This window comes from Pseudomonas paraversuta (assembly GCF_904067025.1).
Taxonomy (GTDB): domain Bacteria; phylum Pseudomonadota; class Gammaproteobacteria; order Pseudomonadales; family Pseudomonadaceae; genus Aquipseudomonas; species Aquipseudomonas paraversuta.
In genome coordinates this window covers 3,204,612-3,223,116 of the sequence record NZ_CAJFDA010000001.1, presented here as the reverse complement: position 1 = coordinate 3,223,116, position 18,505 = coordinate 3,204,612, and the positions used below count along the sequence as shown (strand labels likewise).

The 18,505-nt window shown below is 60.2% G+C and carries 17 protein-coding genes; 12 read left to right on the top strand and 5 right to left on the bottom strand.

Features of this window, described 5'->3' with window-relative positions; genetic code table 11:
• Positions 1-13: 13 nt before the first annotated feature.
• From JQ848_RS14495 to JQ848_RS14475, 5 genes are all read left to right on the top strand, one after another.
• Positions 14-1,117: an ABC transporter substrate-binding protein gene (locus tag JQ848_RS14495; RefSeq protein ID WP_202210886.1), complete on the top strand. Its 1,104-nt coding sequence runs from the start codon at positions 14-16 to the stop codon at positions 1,115-1,117.
• A 3-nt stretch (positions 1,118-1,120) separates the two neighbouring features.
• Positions 1,121-2,026 (top strand): ABC transporter permease, encoded by a 906-nt coding sequence (locus JQ848_RS14490; protein WP_202210885.1) that lies wholly within the window; start codon positions 1,121-1,123, stop codon positions 2,024-2,026.
• Positions 2,023-2,808, top strand: a complete 786-nt coding sequence (locus tag JQ848_RS14485) for an ABC transporter permease (RefSeq protein WP_003442072.1) — start codon at positions 2,023-2,025, stop codon at positions 2,806-2,808. Before JQ848_RS14490 ends, JQ848_RS14485 begins: the two co-directional genes overlap by 4 nt.
• Before the next feature lie 25 nt (positions 2,809-2,833).
• On the top strand, positions 2,834-3,598 hold the full coding sequence (locus JQ848_RS14480) for an ABC transporter ATP-binding protein (protein WP_003442075.1): 765 nt from the start codon (positions 2,834-2,836) through the stop codon (positions 3,596-3,598).
• Positions 3,599-3,681: 83 nt separating this feature from the next.
• Positions 3,682-5,013: an LLM class flavin-dependent oxidoreductase gene (locus JQ848_RS14475; protein WP_010656401.1), complete on the top strand. Its 1,332-nt coding sequence runs from the start codon at positions 3,682-3,684 to the stop codon at positions 5,011-5,013.
• Between the two features lie 11 nt (positions 5,014-5,024).
• Here JQ848_RS14475 and JQ848_RS14470 read toward each other — a convergent pair whose 3' ends face one another.
• Complete coding sequence (locus tag JQ848_RS14470) at positions 5,025-5,921, bottom strand: DMT family transporter (RefSeq protein WP_127196296.1); 897 nt, start codon at positions 5,919-5,921, stop codon at positions 5,025-5,027.
• Between the two features lie 98 nt (positions 5,922-6,019).
• Between JQ848_RS14470 and JQ848_RS14465 the strand changes: the two genes are divergently transcribed.
• The gene (locus JQ848_RS14465; RefSeq protein ID WP_202210884.1) at positions 6,020-7,351 is read left to right on the top strand and encodes an aminotransferase-like domain-containing protein; all 1,332 of its coding nucleotides are present in this window, start codon (positions 6,020-6,022) and stop codon (positions 7,349-7,351) included.
• Positions 7,352-7,524: 173 nt separating this feature from the next.
• Here the strand turns inward: JQ848_RS14465 and JQ848_RS14460 are convergent, their stop codons facing one another.
• Entirely contained in the window at positions 7,525-8,016 is a 492-nt protein-coding gene (locus tag JQ848_RS14460) for a hypothetical protein (RefSeq protein WP_127196298.1), read from the bottom strand.
• 285 nt (positions 8,017-8,301) lie between these two features.
• Between JQ848_RS14460 and JQ848_RS14455 the strand changes: the two genes are divergently transcribed.
• The 5 genes from JQ848_RS14455 to JQ848_RS14435 are packed head-to-tail and all read left to right on the top strand — an operon-like array spanning position 8,302 to position 13,051.
• Positions 8,302-9,882 (top strand): ABC transporter substrate-binding protein, encoded by a 1,581-nt coding sequence (locus JQ848_RS14455; RefSeq protein ID WP_202210883.1) that lies wholly within the window; start codon positions 8,302-8,304, stop codon positions 9,880-9,882.
• Entirely contained in the window at positions 9,879-10,850 is a 972-nt protein-coding gene (locus JQ848_RS14450) for an ABC transporter permease (RefSeq protein WP_235972479.1), read from the top strand. Before JQ848_RS14455 ends, JQ848_RS14450 begins: the two co-directional genes overlap by 4 nt.
• Positions 10,847-11,653 carry an ABC transporter permease gene (locus JQ848_RS14445; protein ID WP_202210881.1) on the top strand — a complete coding sequence of 269 codons (807 nt, stop codon included), beginning with the start codon at positions 10,847-10,849 and terminating at the stop codon, positions 11,651-11,653. The genes JQ848_RS14450 and JQ848_RS14445 overlap by 4 nt, the downstream gene beginning before the upstream one ends.
• On the top strand, positions 11,653-12,459 hold the full coding sequence (locus tag JQ848_RS14440; protein WP_003442091.1) for an ATP-binding cassette domain-containing protein: 807 nt from the start codon (positions 11,653-11,655) through the stop codon (positions 12,457-12,459). Before JQ848_RS14445 ends, JQ848_RS14440 begins: the two co-directional genes overlap by 1 nt.
• Positions 12,452-13,051, top strand: coding sequence for an ATP-binding cassette domain-containing protein (locus JQ848_RS14435; protein ID WP_003442093.1), 600 nt, complete (start codon positions 12,452-12,454; stop codon positions 13,049-13,051). Before JQ848_RS14440 ends, JQ848_RS14435 begins: the two co-directional genes overlap by 8 nt.
• Before the next feature lie 42 nt (positions 13,052-13,093).
• Here the strand turns inward: JQ848_RS14435 and JQ848_RS14430 are convergent, their stop codons facing one another.
• Together JQ848_RS14430 and JQ848_RS14425 are read right to left on the bottom strand one after the other, a co-directional pair.
• Entirely contained in the window at positions 13,094-13,417 is a 324-nt protein-coding gene (locus JQ848_RS14430) for a DUF6388 family protein (protein ID WP_202210880.1), read from the bottom strand.
• A gap of 106 nt (positions 13,418-13,523) precedes the next feature.
• Positions 13,524-14,900, bottom strand: a complete 1,377-nt coding sequence (locus tag JQ848_RS14425) for a nucleobase:cation symporter-2 family protein (protein ID WP_003442097.1) — start codon at positions 14,898-14,900, stop codon at positions 13,524-13,526.
• Between the two features lie 173 nt (positions 14,901-15,073).
• On the opposite strand from JQ848_RS14425, the gene JQ848_RS14420 reads away from it, so the two are divergent.
• Positions 15,074-16,714 (top strand): ABC1 kinase family protein, encoded by a 1,641-nt coding sequence (locus JQ848_RS14420; RefSeq protein WP_202210879.1) that lies wholly within the window; start codon positions 15,074-15,076, stop codon positions 16,712-16,714.
• 400 nt (positions 16,715-17,114) lie between these two features.
• On the opposite strand, the gene lpdA is transcribed toward JQ848_RS14420, so the two are convergent.
• Entirely contained in the window at positions 17,115-18,503 is a 1,389-nt protein-coding gene (gene lpdA / locus JQ848_RS14415) for a dihydrolipoyl dehydrogenase (protein ID WP_202210878.1), read from the bottom strand.
• Positions 18,504-18,505: the final 2 nt, after the last annotated feature.

Below are 18,505 nucleotides of genomic sequence, written 5' to 3'. Positions count from 1 at the left end.
GGAAGACCTCCACATGGCTACATTTAAAGTGTTTCGCAAAGGGCGTATTGCGGCCGCGCTGGCGGTGCTGCTGGTTGCGCCATTGGCCGAGGCCGATGTGTTGCGCATTGGCGTCGCCGCCGCCGGTGGTGGTGACCCGGTTACGTTCAGTGGTTCGTCCCTGGGCATTGTGCGCAATCAGCAACTTCTGGAAAAAGCCTTCGCCGGCAGCGGCACCGAGGTGCAGTGGTTCTTCTTTAAAGGGGCAGGGCCGGCAGTCAATGAAGCCCTGTCCAACCAGCAGCTGGATTTCGCCTACCAGGGCGACCTGCCTGCAGTCGTAGGCCGCTCCAACGGGCTGGACACCAGATTGCTGGCGGCACTGGGGGTGCGCTCGAACATTTACCTGGCGGTGCCCAAGGGCTCTGACATCAAAAGCATCGATGACCTCAAAGGCAAAAAAGTAGCGGTGTTTCGCGGTACCAACGGGCACCTGGTGTCGATCAACCTGCTGGCCGAGCGTGGCCTGACCGAGCGCGACATCAAGGTGATCAACCTCGACACTGGCAGCACCCAGGCGGCCCTGGTTTCCAATGGCGTGGACGCGGCCTTTGGCGGACGCGAGTTGTTCAAGCTGCGGGATAAAGGCCTGATCGACATCATCTATGACAACCCTTCGCAGGATGTGCGCTACACCCGCCAGACGGCGCTGGTGGTGCGTAGCGATTATGAAAAGGAACACCCGCAGAACGTGCAGAAAGTCGTCGACACCCTGGTGGATGCGGCGAAATGGAGTTCGGACGAGGGGCATGCCGAGCAGGTCTTCGCCGAGTGGGCCAAGAGCAATGACCCGGTGGAGTCATTGCGTGCCGACTTTGCCGGAAGCAGCCTGCGGGACAAAGTCTCGCCTCTGGTGGACAACTTCCTGATAGGCCGCTATCAGGCCGTGGCTGATCAAGCCAAGGCAGAAAAATTGATCCGTCGTCCGGTGATTGTTGAGGGCTGGTTCGCCCCCGGTTATTTGCAGGCGGCTCTCAAAAGCAGGGGCCTTGAACACTACTGGACCCCCTACGGCCCGGATGGCAAGCAGCCCGCCGCTGATGCGGTAGCGGTCGCGACCAGCAAGCAAGGGAGCTAGCACATGGCCAGGGCACAGACCGCCAGACCGGAGCCGTACTCGGCTCCGGCGTTACCCAGGGACAACGTCAAGCGCTTGCCGCCGGCGCCGATTCGGCCCGTGCGCAAGGTCGAGATACCGCGTACTTCTCAGGGGTTCGCCAGGCTGCGTCGTTACACCGAGCCCTGGCTGTTGCCGCTGGTCTTGCTGGGCCTGTGGTATTTGGGCGTCGAGCGCGGCTGGCTATCGGAGCAGGTGCTGCCGCCCCCGGCCTACGTGTATCAAACCCTGTCGGACCTGATCACTTCCGGTGATCTGTGGATCAATGCCCTGGCCAGCATGCAACGAGTAGTCCTGGGGTTCGCATTGGGTGCCTTGATCGGTGTGGTATTGGGGGCGGCCATGGGTCTCTCGCGCACCGTCGAGGATTACCTGCTGCCTACCTTCAATGCGCTGGTTCAGATCCCGGTGTTGGCCTGGCTGCCATTTGCCTTGTTGGTGTTCGGTATCGGCGAACCCCTTAAGTACGTGCTGATTGCCAAGGCGGCGACAGTGCCGATCACCCTGTGCACCTTGCAAGCGTTTCATCAGGCGCCCAAGGGGCTGCTGGAAGTTGGCCGGGCCTATGGTTTCAGTCGCTGGCAAAGCGTGGTCGGGATTGTCTTGCCGGCGGCGGTCCCGACGCTGTTCACCGGGTTGCGTCTGGGCTTCACCAAGGCCTGGTTGTCGCTGGTGGTAGTGGAGCTGGTTGCCTCCAGTGAGGGCTTGGGTTACCTGATCGTATATGGCCGTCAGTTGTTTCAACTGGATCTGGTAATGGCGGCCGTGGTGGTCGTGGGGGCAGTCGGCCTGTTGATCGATCGCGGGTTTGATTATGTGGAGCGCCGCCTCAATCGCGGTCGCCCCGGGACAGCGGGGGCACTGTCATGAGCGCCGTGATTGCAGTGAGTCCGGGCAGTCGTCGCTATCGTGGCTGGGTGTTACCGATTGCCGCCATCGCAATCTGGTGGCTGGCATCCCATCAGGGCTGGAGCCAGTCGGGGCTGTTGGTGTCACCGGAGAAAGTCGCAGTCACGGCCTGGGAGCAAATCACCTCGGACAAATTCTGGCGCGCCATATGCGCCAGCCTGACGCGTAATCTCAGTGGCTTTTTTATCGGCACCAGCCTGGGTCTGGTGCTGGGATGCCTGCTGGGGCTGTCACGGCATTTCGAGCGTTTGGTCGGGCCCAGTTTCAACACCTTCAAACAGATTTCGCTGTTCGCCTGGATCCCGCTGATCTCGGTGTGGTTCGGCCTGGGTGATGTGGCGAAAGTGGCCTTTCTGTCACTGGCAGCGCTGGTGCCGGTGGTGGTCAATACCTGCGATGGTTTGCGCAGCGTGCCGCCTAATTTGCTGGAGGTGGCGCGGGTATACGGCTTTAGCCGCTGGCAAACCATCATCGGGGTCATGTTGCCGGCCGCATTGCCGTCGATCTTTACCGGGCTGTACCTGGCGCTGGTGTACTCCTGGCTGGCCACCATCGGTGCCGAATACCTGCTGGTTTCGGGGGAGGGGATCGGCAATACGCTGATTGATGGCAGCGAGCATTTCATGATGGACCTGGTGTTGTTCGCCATGGTGGTGATTGGCCTGGTGGGCTGGAGCCTCAATGCACTGGCACGGGTATGTGAGCGGCGCATGCAGCGTCTGTATGGCATCGCCCCCCGTTGATTAACACTTTCAGAAGGACTGCAGCATGCTCAACAACGGCCTGACCCTGGAAAACATCAGCAAGCGTTTTGCCTCCCGCCCGGGCAGCACGACCCAGCTGCAAGTACTGGACAACATTCAGCTCGACATCGCCCCCGGCGAATTCATCAGCATTGTCGGCGCCAGCGGCTGCGGCAAGTCCACGTTGTTGCGCCTGATTCTGGGGCTCGATGAGGAATATGACGGGCGGATCCTGATCAATGGCAAGCCCATCGCCGGCACGGGGCTGGAGCGCGGCATCGTGTTTCAGGATCACCGCCTGTTCCCGTGGCTCAACGTGGAGCAGAACGTCGCGGTAGGGCTGAAGAACTCGGTGCTGAGCAGCGCTGAAAAACGCGACACCGTGCGTGAGCACATCGAACTGGTGGGCCTGCAGGATTTTATCGACGCTTACCCGCATCAGATCTCCGGAGGCATGGCGCAACGGGTGGCGATTGCCCGCGGGCTGGTCAATCGCCCCAGCGTGTTGCTGCTTGATGAACCACTGGGAGCCCTGGATGCCTTGACCCGCGCGCGTCTGCAGGGCGAGCTGCAAAACATTTGGGCCAAGGAAAAAATCACCATGATCCTGGTAACCCACGATGTGGATGAGGCGGTTTTCCTGGGGGATCGGGTTGTGGTGATGCAACCGAACCCGGGCCGCATCCGCCGTATTCTCGATGTCGACCTGCCACGCCCGCGCAACCGCAGCGACAGCCGTTTCATTGCCCTGCGCGACGATGTACTGAGTGATTTCGCTGAACTGCACTGATCTTTTTACTGCGCCGCGGGTTGCTGCCTGACGCCGCGCGCGGGCCCATGTTTGTCAGGTTTATTCTCTTCAGGGAGCGGAAAATGTCCGAACGCCAGCTCAGCCTCAATCTGTTTATCTACCCCAATGGCCATCACGAAGCCGCCTGGCGCCACCCGCAATCGGTGCCGGAACACTCGATGGATATCGGCTATTACCAGCAGCTGGCGTTACGCGCTGAACGGGAAAAGCTCGATGCGATTTTCTTTGCCGATTCACCCTCACTTTCCGAAAGCGGGCGGGAGGGCCTGCGTATCCGGTTCGAGCCCATCACCTGGCTGGCGGCCATTGCCGCAGTCACCCGGCGCATCGGCCTGATTGCCACGGCCAGTACCACCTACAGCGAACCCTACAATCTGGCCCGAGCGTTCAGCGCCCTGGACCACATCAGCAACGGCCGCGCCGGCTGGAACATCGTGACCACTTCCATGGCCGACGCTGCCGCCAATTTCGGCCTTGACCAGCATCCATCGGCCCATGATCGCTACGCCCAGGCCGAAGAGTTCGTGCAGGTGACGGCCGACTTGTGGGACAGCTGGGAAGACGACGCGCTGGTGCTGGACAAGACGGCCGGGGTGTTTGCCGATACCAGCAAGGTGCATGCGATCAACCATGTGGGCGCCCATTACAAGGTCAAGGGTCCCTTCAACTCGCCGCGCTCGCCACAGGGCCGGCCGGTGCAGGTGCAGGCGGGCTCTTCCGAGGACGGCCGCGACTTTGCTTCTCGCCATGCCGAAGCGATTTTCACCGCGCACCAGACGCTGCACAGTGCGACCGAGTTCGCCAACGACATCCGTGCCCGGGCCAGGGCGGTGGGGCGCGACCCGCGGCAGCTGAAAATCCTGCCGGGCATCAGCCCGTACATAGCCAGCAGCGAAGCTGAAGCCCAGCGCAAATTCGATGAGCTCAATGAGCTGGTCCTGCCGCATATCTCTCTGGGTCAGTTGCGCCGCATGCTGGGGGTCGACCTGTCCGGGCATGACCTGGACGCGCCGTTTCCGCGGCACCTGATCAACTTCGACAGCCGTGAAAGTCAGTCCAGTCGCTTCAAGCTGATCATCGACATTGTTGATCGCGAGCACCTGACACTGCGCCAGTTGATCAATCGCCTGGCCGGTGCGCGAGGGCACTGGGTACCGGTAGGCACGCCGGTGCAGATTGCTGACCTGATCGAACAGTGGTTTCGCAGTGGCGCCGCCGACGGTTTCAACGTGATGCCTCCGGCGTTCCCGGACGGGTTTGAGGTGTTCCTTGATGAAGTGCTGCCGATCCTGCGCCAGCGCGGCCTGTTCCGCTCCGAATACGCTGGCAGTACCTTGCGCGATCACTACGGCCTGAACCGCCCGGCTTCGCGCTTTACGCTGAAAACTGCCTGAACAACGGGGCCTTATCTAGCGAATTTTTTCGCCGCAATCACACACAGGATCACCGCGCCGGTCACGGCGAACATGCCGATGCTGACGGTCTCATGCAGTAGGGTAGCGGCCAGGGCCAAGCCAAAAAAAGGCTGCAACAGCTGAAGCTGGCCCACGGCCGCAATGCCTCCCTGGGCCAGTCCGCGGTACCAGAATACGAAGCCGATCAGCATGCTGAACAACGAGACGTAAGCCAGGCCCAGCCAGGCTGGCGGGTTGATGTTGGCGAACGAAGAGGGTGCACAGTAAACCGCCAGGCTTGCCATCACCGGCAGCGACAGCACCAGCGCCCAGCAAATCACCTGCCAGCCGCCCAGGGTTCTGGACAGCTTTGCACCTTCTGCATAGCCCAGGCCGCAAATGATCACGGCCAGGAACATCAGAATGTCGCCTGTGGCCGAGGCGGTCAGACCCTGTGACAGGGCAAACGTCACCACCAGCGCGCTGCCCAGGATTGAAAACAGCCAGAACGCCGGCCGTGGACGTTCGCCGCCGCGCAACACGCCGAAGGCTGCAGTCGCCAGGGGCAACAGGCCGAGAAACACAATCGAGTGAGCAGAAGTGACATGCTGCAGCGCCAGGGCGGTCAGCAGTGGAAAGCCCACCACAACCCCGATGGCCACGATCAGCAAGGACAAAAGCTGGCTTCGCTGAGGGCGCTTTGCCTTCAACAACAGCAGCATGCACAGGGCAATGACCCCGGCGATGGTGGCGCGGGCCAGGGTCAGAAAAACCGGATCAAATTCCAGCACCGCCACCTTGGTTGCCGGTAACGAGCCGCTGAAAATAACCACGCCGATAAACCCGTTGAGCCAGCCGCTCAGGTTTTGCGAGGTTGCCGGATTTTGCAGGTTGGAGGTTCGTTCCATCGAGTTTCACACTCAAGGCTGATCGCGGGATTGCATAAAGTGCATCCTAGGGTCGAATATTGATGACAATCAAAATATTGTCATGGATACAAGTCCCGATGCCGCGCTCTCGCTATAAGTCGCTGGTCGACGCCTTTGCCGCTGATATCCGCAGTGCACGCTTGCCACCCGGTACCCGCTTGCCCACCCACCGGCAATTGGCCGCATCAGAAGGGCTGGCCCTGGTCACGGCCAGTCGGGTTTACGCCGAGCTTGAGGCCATGGGCCTGGTCAGTGGAGAGGCGGGGCGCGGGACTTTCGTCAGAGAGACGTCGTTGCCCCCCGGCCACGGCATCGACCAGCCCGACGTGACGGCAGGGATGCTGGACCTCAATTACAACTACCCCTCTGTGCCCGGCCAGGCCGAACTGTTGCGCAGCGCCTTGCGCCAGCTCGCGTTGTCCGGCGACCTGGAGTCGCTGCTGCGCTATCAGCCCCATGGCGGACGCCTGCACGAGCGGGCTTCGTTTGCCCGGCATTTGCAGACTCGCGGCCTGAACATACCTGCCGAGCAGGTCTTGATCGTCAATGGTGCCCAGCACGGTTTGACTGTGGCCTTGATGTCGCTGCTCCAGCCCGGCGATGTGATTGCGGTCGATGGGTTGACCTATCCGGGCTTCAAGGCTTTGGCCCTGGCGCTGCATCTTGAGGTGTTGCCGATTCCGGTTACAGAAAGTGGCCCGGACCTTGATGCCCTGGAACAACTCTGTCGCAGTCGCTCGGTGCGAGCAATTTACAGCATGCCGACCCTGCACAATCCGCTGGGTTGGGTGATGAGCCTCGAGCAGCGTCAGCAGCTTGTGGCAATCGCGCGCAAGCATGATCTGCATATCATCGAAGACGCGGCCTACGCTTTTCTTGTGGAAAATCCGCCGCCACCCCTGGCTGAACTGGCACCGGAAAGGACGGTGTATGTATCCGGACTGTCGAAAAATGTTGCTGCGGGTTTACGCGTCGGTTTCGTCGCGGCGCCGCCTCAAACCATTGCCGCACTGGAGCGCATGATCCGGGTCACAGCCTGGAATACCCCGGGGATAATGACCTCGATCGCCAGTGCCTGGCTCGACGACGGCACGGTGAGCCGACTTGAAGTGCAAAAGCGCCAGGACGGACAGGCCCGCCAGATCATTGCTGACGAACAATTGGCCGGGCTGCACCGTGTGCGCCATCCCTTTTCCTACTTTGTATGGCTGCCCCTGGCCGAGGATGCCAGAGCAGATCAGGTCGTCACGGCATTGCTGCGCGAACAGATATCGGTCTCCACCGCCCAGCCATTTGCTGTTTCGACCCACGTACCCCACGCCATCAGACTGGCCCTGGGATCGGTGGACATGGGGGCATTGTGCGGGGCGCTGGCGAAAGTGAAGTGGGTGGTTGAAGCCTGTACTTAGTGGCTGGGGACGGGCTTGCACTTTCTGCATGGCAGGTACAGGCATCAAGAGGGGGGTATACCAATGGCTACCTTGCAACCACTACCCAGGCATGCCACTGGCTACGCCAACATCGGCTTCAGCGAAGGCCAGAGTTGAAACGTTGCAGTGGCATGCGGATCAATGCGACTGGCTCAAATCCCCGAGCGCGTCATCGGGCTGATCATCCGGCTTCCCAGGCCCAGTGCTTCTGACACCAGGGCCCGTAGTTCGCCATTATTTTCGTCCCTGGTGCAGTGCGACAACTTCTCGCCAATGGTAGGGGCGTTGTCTTTGCCTTCAGGGAACGCGCGCAAAATCAGCAGTCCGCTATTGGTCAGCACTACTTCGAAAAATGAAACCCCTGACAGTCCGTCAAAGTGGATGTAGCCGACGTCGGCCAGCCATTTGACGGTGGCCAGGAACAGGGCCTCTTCTTTTTCCAGAGTGTCGCGGTTGCTGGCGCCCAGGGTTTTGTAATCGATAAAGCGCTCGGCGGTGAGGGTGAGGGGCAGCGGGAAATTGCGATACAGGTGGCCCAGGATCAGCCCGGTGTAGCAGTCGAACAGTTCGATATTGTTCGATGGCAGGGCGTTGATCGAGTGGATGTTTTTGTCTTTGAGGTGACCGGCTAATCCTTTGAACATGTGAACCTCTGTATGTGGAATCTGCATGCCATGTCTGAACAATCGTACCCATTTGGTATAGCACAGCCGCGTCCTTGAACCTCTCAGAGGTTGCCTGGAAGTTGAGATCCCGGTCGCTGGGGATTCTTATGTTGTTACAAGATAATGCGCCGGTATGAAGATTTCCCTAAAAAATCATATGACTGCTGGATATTTGATACTGGGGTGCTATTACTGTTGGGCGCGAGAATTGGCGCATGGTTTTTCCGGGATTTGCCGACGAAGCTATTTATTTCAGGAGGATAGATGTCAAAGCCTGCATGGATGCGCAATACCCTGGTGGCCGCTGCCTTGTTGAGTGTGCTCGCTGCGCCGGTTTACTCAGCGCAGGCACGAACTCTGCAACTGGCCATTGGCGATGAACCCACTGAAGGCTTTGACCCCATGCTGGGCTGGAGTCACGGCAGTTATCTGCTGTTGCACAGCCCGTTGCTCAAGCAAAACGAGGACTTGTCCTGGAGCAGTTTCCTGCTCACTGATTATCAGACCAGTGACGATGGCAAAACCTGGACTTTGAAGCTCAAGCCCGACTTGAAATTCTCCGATGGCTCGGCCCTGACTGCCAGGGATGTGGCCTACACCTACAACAATGCGGCGGCCAGTGGCGGCAAGGTCGATATGGGCAACTTCCTCAAGGCCGAAGCGGTAGATCCGCTCACCGTGCGCATTGAGTTGAAGGCGCCGCAAAGTACCTTCGTCAATGTGCTGGGTTCGCTGGGCATTGTCTCGGCCGACAAGTACGACGCTAAAACCTATGCGCAAAAGCCTGTTGGTGCCGGGCCTTACCGGTTGGTCAGCTACCAGCCGGGGCAGCAGTTGATTGTTGAAGCCAATCCGTATTACGCGGGGCAGAAAAACGATTTCGACAAGCTGGTGTTTGTATTCCTCGATGAGGACAGCTCGTTTGCCGCGGCCCAGAGCAAGCAGCTGGGTATCGTACGAATCGTTCCGTCGCTGGCGGTGACGCCGACACCGGGCATGAAGCTGTGGGTACGCCCCAGTGTCGAGAATCGCGGCATTGTGCTGCCCACCACCAGGGCAGGCAAAAAGGATGCCCATGGCTACCCCGTTGGTAACGATGTGACCGCCGATGTGGCGATCCGCAAGGCCATCAACTACGCAATCAATCGCCAATTGCTGGCGGACCAGATTCTCGAAGGGCATGCGATACCTGCCTACACCGGGGTCCAGGGTTTGCCCTGGGATAACCCGCAGGCGGCCTTCAAGGATGGCGATATCGCCAGGGCCAAACAGATCCTGGATGAAGCCGGCTGGGTTGAAACCGCCAGTGGCATTCGTGCCAAAGAGGGTGTGCCGGCCAAACTCACCCTGTGGTACGCCAGTGGCGATGCGACCCGACGTGACCTGGCCCAGGCCGTGCGCTCCATGCTCAAGCCGGTCGGGATCGAGGTGGACTTGAAGTCAGGCAGTTGGGAAACCGTTGAACGCAACATGCACGCCAACCCGACCCTGTTTGGCTGGGGCAGCCTCGACCCGATGGAGCTTTATCATCACTACAGCAGCAAGGCGGCCGGGGTTGAGTACTACAACCCCGGTTATTACAAGAATCCTGTAGTCGATCAGCATTTGCAGCAGGCGCTGGATGCTCCGACCTGGCAGCAGGCGGTACCGTTCTGGCAGCAAGTGGAGTGGGACGGCAAGACCGGCGCCGGGGTCAAGGGCGATGCAGCCTGGGCGTGGTTGCTGAACGTACAGCACACGTATTTGGCTGATGAGTGTATCGACCTGGGCAAAGGCGCTCCGGAAATCCACGGTTCCTGGTCGCTGCTCAATAGCCTTGATGGCTGGAAGTGGACCTGCAAGTGATTCGTGGATTCTCGCTTTATGTTGTGCGCTTGATGTGCCTGCTGCTGGTGACGGCAGCAGGCACGTTTACCTTGCTCAGCTTTTCTCCGGTTGACCCGATCCGGGCTTATATCGGCAACGACCTGTTGCACGTGCCGCCCGAGCAATACCCGCTGATTGCTGCGCGCTGGGGGCTGGATCAGCCCTTGTGGGAGCGCTTTTTGCACTGGTTCAGCCAGATCCTGCAAGGCGACTTCGGCTACTCGATGCTCTACAACGCGCCGGTGTCGCAAGTGATTGGTGAGCGCTTTGCCACCTCATTCGCGCTGCTATTGTCAGCGTGGCTGTTTTCCGGGATTGTCGGTCTGGCCATGGGCCTTACGGCCGGACGTTACTTGAATCGCTGGCCGGACCGGTTGATCTCGACCCTGTCCTATGTACTGGCGTCCCTGCCGACCTTCTGGATTGGCCTGTTGTTGCTGTCACTGTTTGCCGTCACCCTCAACTGGGCGCCGATCTGCTGTGCCTGGACCCCGGGCAGCAGCGCCGAAACAGCCACCTGGGGCGACAAGCTCAGGCACCTGATTTTGCCCATGCTGGCCCTCGGGGTTCTGGGGGTCGGCAATATTGCGCTGCACACCCGCTCACGGGTGGCAGAGGTGATGAACAGTGAGTTCATTCGCTATGCCCAGGCCCAGGGCGATAAAGGCTGGCCGCTGATCAACTTTCATATTTTGCGTCACGCGGTAACCCCCGCGTTGTGCCTGCAATTTGCTTCGGTGGGGGAGTTGATTGGCGGTTCGCTGCTGGCGGAAAAAGTCTTCGCTTATCCGGGCCTCGGCCAGGCCACTATCGATGCCGGCTTGCGTGGTGATATCCCGTTACTGATGGGGATTGTGATGTTTTGTGCGGTGCTGGTGTTTACCGGCAACAGCATTGCCAACGCGCTGTTACTGCGCCTCAACCGCGGGGCGGCGCGCCAGTCATGACTTACGACCCCAATCGTGCCTTGTTCAGGCTTTGCCTCTCGCTGCTGATGCTGCTGCTTTTGATCGCGTATGGCCTGTCGATAGTCAGCGTTGATGTTCCGATGGATTTGCTGGCGCGGCGCCTGCCACCTTCTTCCGAGTATTGGTTCGGCACCGACAGCCTGGGACGGGACCTGTGGCTGCGGTGCTTCCAGGGGATGACCACCAGCCTGCAAATCGGTTTGACCGCCGCCTTTAGCAGCGGTTTTCTGGCCATGTTTGCCGCCAGCCTGTGTGCACTGAACAAAACCCTGGACTACCTGATTCGCGGGCTGATCGACAGCATGCTGGCGTTGCCGCATCTGCTGTTGCTGGTGTTGATTTGCTTCACCCTGGGCGGCGGCAAACAGGGAGTGATCCTGGCCGTGGCCCTGACCCACTGGCCGCGACTGGCCCTGATCCTGCGAGCCGAAATCCTGCGCATACGCGAGACCGATTTTGTCATGCTCTCCCATCGCCTGGGCAACAGCAGCTTCTATCGCTGGCGCCATCACTTGCTGCCGTTGTTGCTGCCGCAGTGGATCATCGGCACCTTGCTGATGTTCCCCCATGCAGTGTTGCATTCGGCGGCGCTGAGCTTTCTGGGCTTTGGTCTGGCGCCCCATGATCCGTCACTGGGCTTGTTGCTGGCGGATGCGCTACGGTACTTGAGTACGGGTGCCTGGTGGATGGCGTTCTTCCCGGGTTTGATTCTGGTGGGTCTGGTACTGGTATTCGACCATTTTGCACGAGCGCTGCAACAGCTCTGGATAAGGATTACCTGATGCTGAAATTCGACCGGTTTGCGATTGATATCGCCCACTATCACTGGCTGGGCCATAAAACCTGGCATCCGCTGCTGAGCAATATCTCCCTGGAGATTAACCCCGGTGAGCTGGTGGCACTTGTGGGCTCCAGCGGGGAGGGCAAAAGCCTGTTGCTACAGAGCGCCCTGGGTTTGCTGCCGGACAACATGCGCTGTCATGGCGATATCGTGCTCGATGGGCAGGTGCTGAGCGCTGCGGGCAAGGTCGACCAGCGCGGCAAAAGCCTGTGCTATGTGCCCCAGGGCGTGAGTGCCCTGAACCCGCTGATCAAAGTCGGCCCGCAGTTGAACAGGGCGGCGCAGTTGAGCGGGGTCACGCTGGAGCCGGGGGCTGTGGCGCGGCAACTGCAGCAATACAACCTGCAACCCGGGCTGGTGGACGAATATCCGCGCAAGTTGTCCGGGGGCATGGCCAAGCGGGTTCTGGCCAGCTGCGCGGCACTGACCCACGCGCGCTACATTCTGGCGGACGAGATCACCTCGTGGCTGGATGACGAGCATGCTTGTCAGCTGCTGACCCATCTCAAGGGTTTTTGCCAGCAGGGGCGGGGCATTCTGTGGGTCACCCATGACCTGGCGTTGGCGGCGCGTTTTGCCGACAAGATCGCGGTGTTGCATCAAGGTGAACTGCACGAAACCCTGAGCGCGAAAGAGTTGCGTGAAAGCGCAGGCAGTCCGTGGCTACAGTCGCTTTGGGCGGCCTTGCCCGAGCAACAGTTTCTGGCGCGGCGGGTACCGGAAGTCGGGGCTGATTCTTATGCTTGAAGTGCGCGAACTCAGCATTGTGCAAGACGGTCATCGACTCTGGGATTCGGTGTCTTTTCAGGTGGGGCTGGGGGAGTGTCAAGGCATCTCCGCCCCCAGCGGTTTTGGGAAAACCACCCTGGGCCGGGTGCTGGCGCAGTGGCAAACGGCAACTTCGGGCAGTGTCACAGTGGGCGGTAAACCGCTGTCGAAGAAGGGCTACTGCCCGGTTCAGCTAGTGCCACAACACCCCGAACTGACCTTCAATCCCTATCGCACCACGGGTGAGAGCCTGCGTGATGCCTGGTCCCCGGATGCCCCATGGCTTGAACGCATGGCGGTGAATCCTGCCTGGCTGACGCGCCGGCCGGATGAACTATCGGGCGGCGAACTGGCGCGTATCGCCTTGCTAAGGGCGCTGGACCCGCGCACGCGCTATCTGATTGCCGATGAGGTGACGGCGCAACTTGACCCTCACATTCAGGCCCAGGTATGGCGAGTGTTGCTGGAGGAGGTCAAGCGCCGTGAACTGGGGCTGATTGTGTTCAGCCATAACAAGGCGCTGCTGGAGAAAGTCTGTTCCAGTATCTGGATGCCACAGCGGGACGGCTGATCCGCGCAAGCTGTGTGCTGGCATCGCGAGGCAAGCTCGCTCCTACAGGCCATGCAGCTCGCAATACTCGTCCCAGTCCATACCTGCCATTTGTGCCACCTCGCGGTGTACCTCAAGACGTTTGGCCTCAAACTCCTCGGTGCTGGCACTGGTCAATTGCAGCGTCAGTTCCCAGGCAAAAAAGCCCAGGCGTTCAGCCTCGGCCTCGAAGGCTTCGTTTAAACGTTCCTGGCGATATTCCTTCATCGATTGGCCCACCGCACGGGCGGCCAAGGGGTTTAACTTCTCAAGCTCGGCTGCCAGTTCGGGGTGCTCGCCGAGAAAGCGATCAAGGGCTTGCTGATGGTTGATTCCGGGTTCAGTCACGCCAGACTCCTGGTTGCAAAGGGACGGTCGGTACAGGGTACAGGCCCGGTTCAAGGCCAGGCAGGATGGCTCAAGGCAATCCTGCCGTTGATGGTCGTATTGCGGGTTATTTCTTTTCTGCTTCCGGCAGGAACCAGTTCAGTAACAAGGCGCAAATCCCCCCTGTGGCCACACCGGACTCCAGCACATTGCGCAGGGCGGCGGGCATGTGGGCCAGGAACTCAGGGACTTGCGACACACCAAGACCCAGCGCCAGCGACACCGCAATGATCAACAGGGCACGACGGTCCAGTGTAGTGCTGGCCAGAATATTGATCCCGGAGGCTGCAACAGCCCCGAACATCACCATGGCCGCACCACCGAGTACCGGCTCAGGCACTGCCTGAATGGCACCAGCAACGCTGGGAAACAGCCCCAGCAGCACCAGCATGCCGGCAATCCACACGCCAATATGGCGACTGGCGATGCCGGTCAGCTGAATCACCCCGTTGTTCTGGGCAAAGATCGAGCTCGGGAAGGTGTTGAAAATACCTGCCAGCAGCGAGTTGGCGCCGTTGACCAGCACGCCGCCCTTGATGCGCTGCATCCACACCGGGCCTTCAACGGGTTCGCGCGAGACCTTGCTGGTGGCGGTCACATCACCAATGGCTTCCAGCGAGGTCACCAGATAAATCACCAGCATCGGAATGAACAAGGCCCACGAGAAGCCCAGGCCAAAGTGCAGCGGTACCGGTACCTGGAATACTTCGGCCTGGTGCATGCCGGTGAAGTCCAGACGTCCGAGGTAGCCCGCCAGGGCGTAGCCCACGGCCAGCGCGATGACGATGGCGCAGCTGCGCATCCAGACCAGCGGGATGCGGTTGAGGATCACGATAATCGCCAGCACCACGCCTGACAGCATCAGGTTTTCGCCATTGGCGAAGGTGCCGTTGCCCATTGCGGTGAAGCCGCCACCCATGCTGATCAGGCCGACTTTAATCAGGGTCAGGCCAATCATCAGTACGACGATGCCGGTCACCAGCGGGGTGATCATGCGTTTTACAAACGGCAGTACCCGGGAAATGCCCATTTCGACAAAGGAACCGGCAATCACCACGCCAAAAATGGCAGCCATCACCCCTTCAACCGGGGTGCCTTGTTTCACCATCAACGCGCCGCCCGCGATCAGCGGACCGACAAAGTTGAAGCTGGTGCCTTGCACGATCAACAGCCCGGCGCCGAAAGGCCCGAAGCGCTTGCATTGAACAAAGGTGGCAATCCCGGAGATCACCAGGGACATGGACACAATCATGTTGGTGTCGCGGGTCGAGACGCCCAGCGCCTGGCAAATCAGCAGGCCGGGGGTGACGATAGGAACAATGATCGCCAGCAGATGTTGCAGCGCTGCCAGGAAAGCGATCCATGGCTTGGGACGGGCTTCGAGACCAAAGACCAGATCGCTGGTCTGGGACTCGGCTTCATGCGGTGTTTTGGGAGAGGTCATGGCGAGTGCCCTGGAAAAAAGAGCGCGATTCTACTGGTCTTGGGCCATCACGCACAGCGTTTGCTTGCCTGCAAGCGTAGGCGAACTTTAATTAATCGAATGTTCAGCGACTCTGAAGGTCCGAATCTTGGTCTGACCGGGCCCCGGCACTACTTTAAACAGGACACGTAACCATGCTTGATTCCTCGTGGACGGCTTTGAAACACCACCGCAGGCTTCATCAGATTGTCGCCACCCTGGTGCGCTTCGGTGCCCAGGACGTACTGCTGCGTCTGGGCCTGGGCCGTTTGCTGGTGGACGTCAATGCCGAGCCCGGTGAATCGCTGCCGGCCAGTACGCCGCAGCGGGTGCGCATGGCCCTGGAAGCGCTGGGGCCAACGTTTATCAAGTGCGGGCAGATCCTGGCCAGCCGCCGCGACATCCTGGGGCCGGAGTGGGTCAATGAACTGCAGGCCTTGCACAGTCAGGCCTCAACCCTGCCATGGGCCGAGCTGGAGGCACAGGTGCTGGAGGATTTGGGCTGCGGTCTCGATCAGGTATTTGCCGAGTTCGACACTCAGCCCCTTGCCGCGGCCTCCATGGCCCAGGTGTACCTTGCACGTTTACTGAGTGGCGAGGCGGTGGTGGTCAAGGTGCAACGGCCCGGCTTGCGGCACACCATGACCGCCGACTTGCAGTTGCTCGAAAGCCTGGCCCAGCTGGTTGAGCAGAATGCCGCGCTGGCGGTGTATCAGCCGCGCCAGATGGTCAGGCAGCTGGCCCGGGCGATGCTGGAGGAGCTGGACTTCACTCAGGAGGGGCAGAACGGCGACAGCATCGCGCAGAACTTTGCGCAGACGCCGCATATCGTCATCCCGCGTATCTATTGGGCTTTCAGTAGCCAGCGGTTATTGGTGCAGGAATTCTTGCCCAGCTTTACCCCCTTGGCGCGGGATGCACTGATCGAACAAGGGCTTGATCCCGGCTTGCTGGCCAGGCGCGGGGCACGCGCCTTTATCAAAATGCTGCTGGAGGACGGGTTGTTCCATGGCGACCCGCACCCGGGCAACCTGCGGGCAATGAGTGATAACCGCGTAGGCTTCATCGACTTTGGCATGGTGGGTCGACTGGATGAGCGACGGCGCCTTGAGGTCATGAATTTCATGCGCGCGTTGACCGAGGGCAGTACCGAGCTCCTTGTGGCTGTGCTGATTGACTGGAGCGGGGAGCGCGTGCAAGACCTGTCCCTGATCGAACAGGCCGCCCGCGAATATATGGCGCGCCACACAGGGGGGCAATTGAAAATCAGCGCGTTGATCACCGATTTTCTCGGTTTGATCCGTGAATATCGTTTGTTGCTGCCGCCGGATTTACTGGTGTTGTTCAAGGCGCTGATCACGGCTGACGGGGTATTGACGCAACTTGATCCTGATCTGGATTTGATCGCCACGGCGAAGCCGGCAGTCGAGAAAATGCTGCGTGAGCAATTCAGCTGGAAAGTGGCCAGGGGGTTGGGCATCGACGGTCTGGAACTGGGGCGCGGGGTGCTGAGCGACCTGCCCAAGCTCACGCGCCTGATGGTGCACCGTCTCAAGCACGGGGTGCTGGATCTCAAGGTGGACATGCCGGGGCTGGAACGGTTGGAGCGCTCATTGCGACTGGCCTCGACCCGATTGTCGCTGGCGTTGCTGATCAGCGCGCTGCTGATCGCATTTGGTCCGCAAATAGCGGCAGCGGGGCCAGTGTGTCAGGGTTTGTCGGCAATTGGCTGGCTGGCGGGGATTGCGACCTTAGGCGGCTTGCTGGCGTTCTTGTGGAGCTTGTTCAGAAGCTGACCCGCACTGCAGCAGCGACTTGTCTGTAGGAGCGAGCTTGCTCGCGAGCTTATGGTTGCAGCGTTGAAAAAGCTCGCGAGCAAGCTCGCTCCTACAGGTTTTACTGCGCTTTTGAGATGTTGACGTTCTTGTGGAGCTTGTTCAGAAGCTGAGCCGCACTGCAGCAGCGACTTGTCTGTAGGAGCGAGCTTGCTCGCGAGCTCATGGTTGCAGCGTTGAAAAAGCTCGCGAGCAAGCTCGCTCCTACGGGGTTTACTGCGTTTTTGAGATGTTGGCGTTCTTGTGGAGCCTGTTCAGAAGCTGTGCCGCACTGCAGCAGCGACTTATCTGTAGGAGCGAGCTTGCTCGCGAGCTTATGGTTGTAGCGTTAAAAGCTCGCGAGCAAGCTCGCTCCTACGGGTTAGAGATGTAGTGCATGCCCCAGCGCACGCAGCGCGGCTTCTTGCACGGCTTCGCCCAGGGTCGGGTGAGCGTGGATGGTGCCGGCGATGTCTTCCAGGCAAGCCCCCATTTCCAGCGACTGGCCGAAGGCCGTGGACAGCTCCGAAACACCGGCGCCCACTGCTTGCCAACCGAGAATCAGGTGGTTGTCACGCCGCGCAACAACCCGCACGAATCCGCTTTTTGATTCCAGGGTCATGGCGCGACCATTGGCGCTGAACGGGAAGCTTGCGCTTATGTAGTCCAGGCCCGCCGCTTCGGCTTCGGCGGGGGATTTACCGACCACGACAATTTCCGGATCGGTAAAGCACACCGCGGCAATGGCTGTCGGGCAGAATTCGCGCTGTTTGCCGGCAATGATCTCGGCGACCATCTCGCCCTGGGCCATGGCCCGGTGAGCCAGCATCGGCTCACCGGTCAGGTCGCCAATCGCCCATACATTGCGCATGCTGGTCTGACAGCGATTGTCGACCCGTAGCGCCGGGCCGTTCATGGCCAACGCCAGGGTCTCAAGGTTGAAGCCCCGGGTGTGCGGGCGACGTCCCACTGCGACCAGGACCTGGTCGGTTTCCAGAGTCTGGCTTTCGCCCAGGGCATTGCGCATCGACAGGGTTTTGCTGCTGGCCTGGAAGCCTTCGACGCTATGTTCCAGATACAGAGTGATGCCCAATGCCTTGAGGGACTCGGCAACGGGCAGGGTCAGATCTTTATCGTAGGTCGGCAGGATCCGGTCGCGGGCCTCGACCACCGTGACTTCCGCGCCCAGCTTGCGATAGGCAATGCCCAGCTCCAGTCCGATATAACCCGCGCCGACCACGGTCAGACGCCTTGGTATGTTGGTGGGGGTCAGGGCTTCGGTGGAGGAAATAATCGCGCCACCAATGGGCAGAATCGGCAGGTCGACACTTTTCGAGCCGGTGGCCAGCAACAGGTGTTCGCACTCGATCCGCTGGCCGTCGACTTCAACCGCCTTGCCATCGAGGATTTTGGCCCAGCCGTGGATGACCTTGACGCCGTTCTTTTTCAGCAACGCACCGACGCCGCTGGTCAGGCGATCAACGATGCCGTTTTTCCACTGAACGCTCTGGCCAATGTCGAGGGTCGGGGCCTGGGTCTTGATCCCCAGTGGCGAACTGTTATTGCTGTAGCCTTGGGTGGTGTGAAATTGCTCGGCCACATGGATCAGCGCCTTGGACGGGATGCAACCGACGTTCAGGCAGGTACCGCCCAGCGCCTGACCTTCGATCAGGACTGTTGCAATTCCCAGCTGGCCGGCGCGGATGGCAGCCACGTAGCCGCCAGGGCCGCCACCGATAATCAGCAGCGTGGTGTGTTGGGTTGGCTGCATGT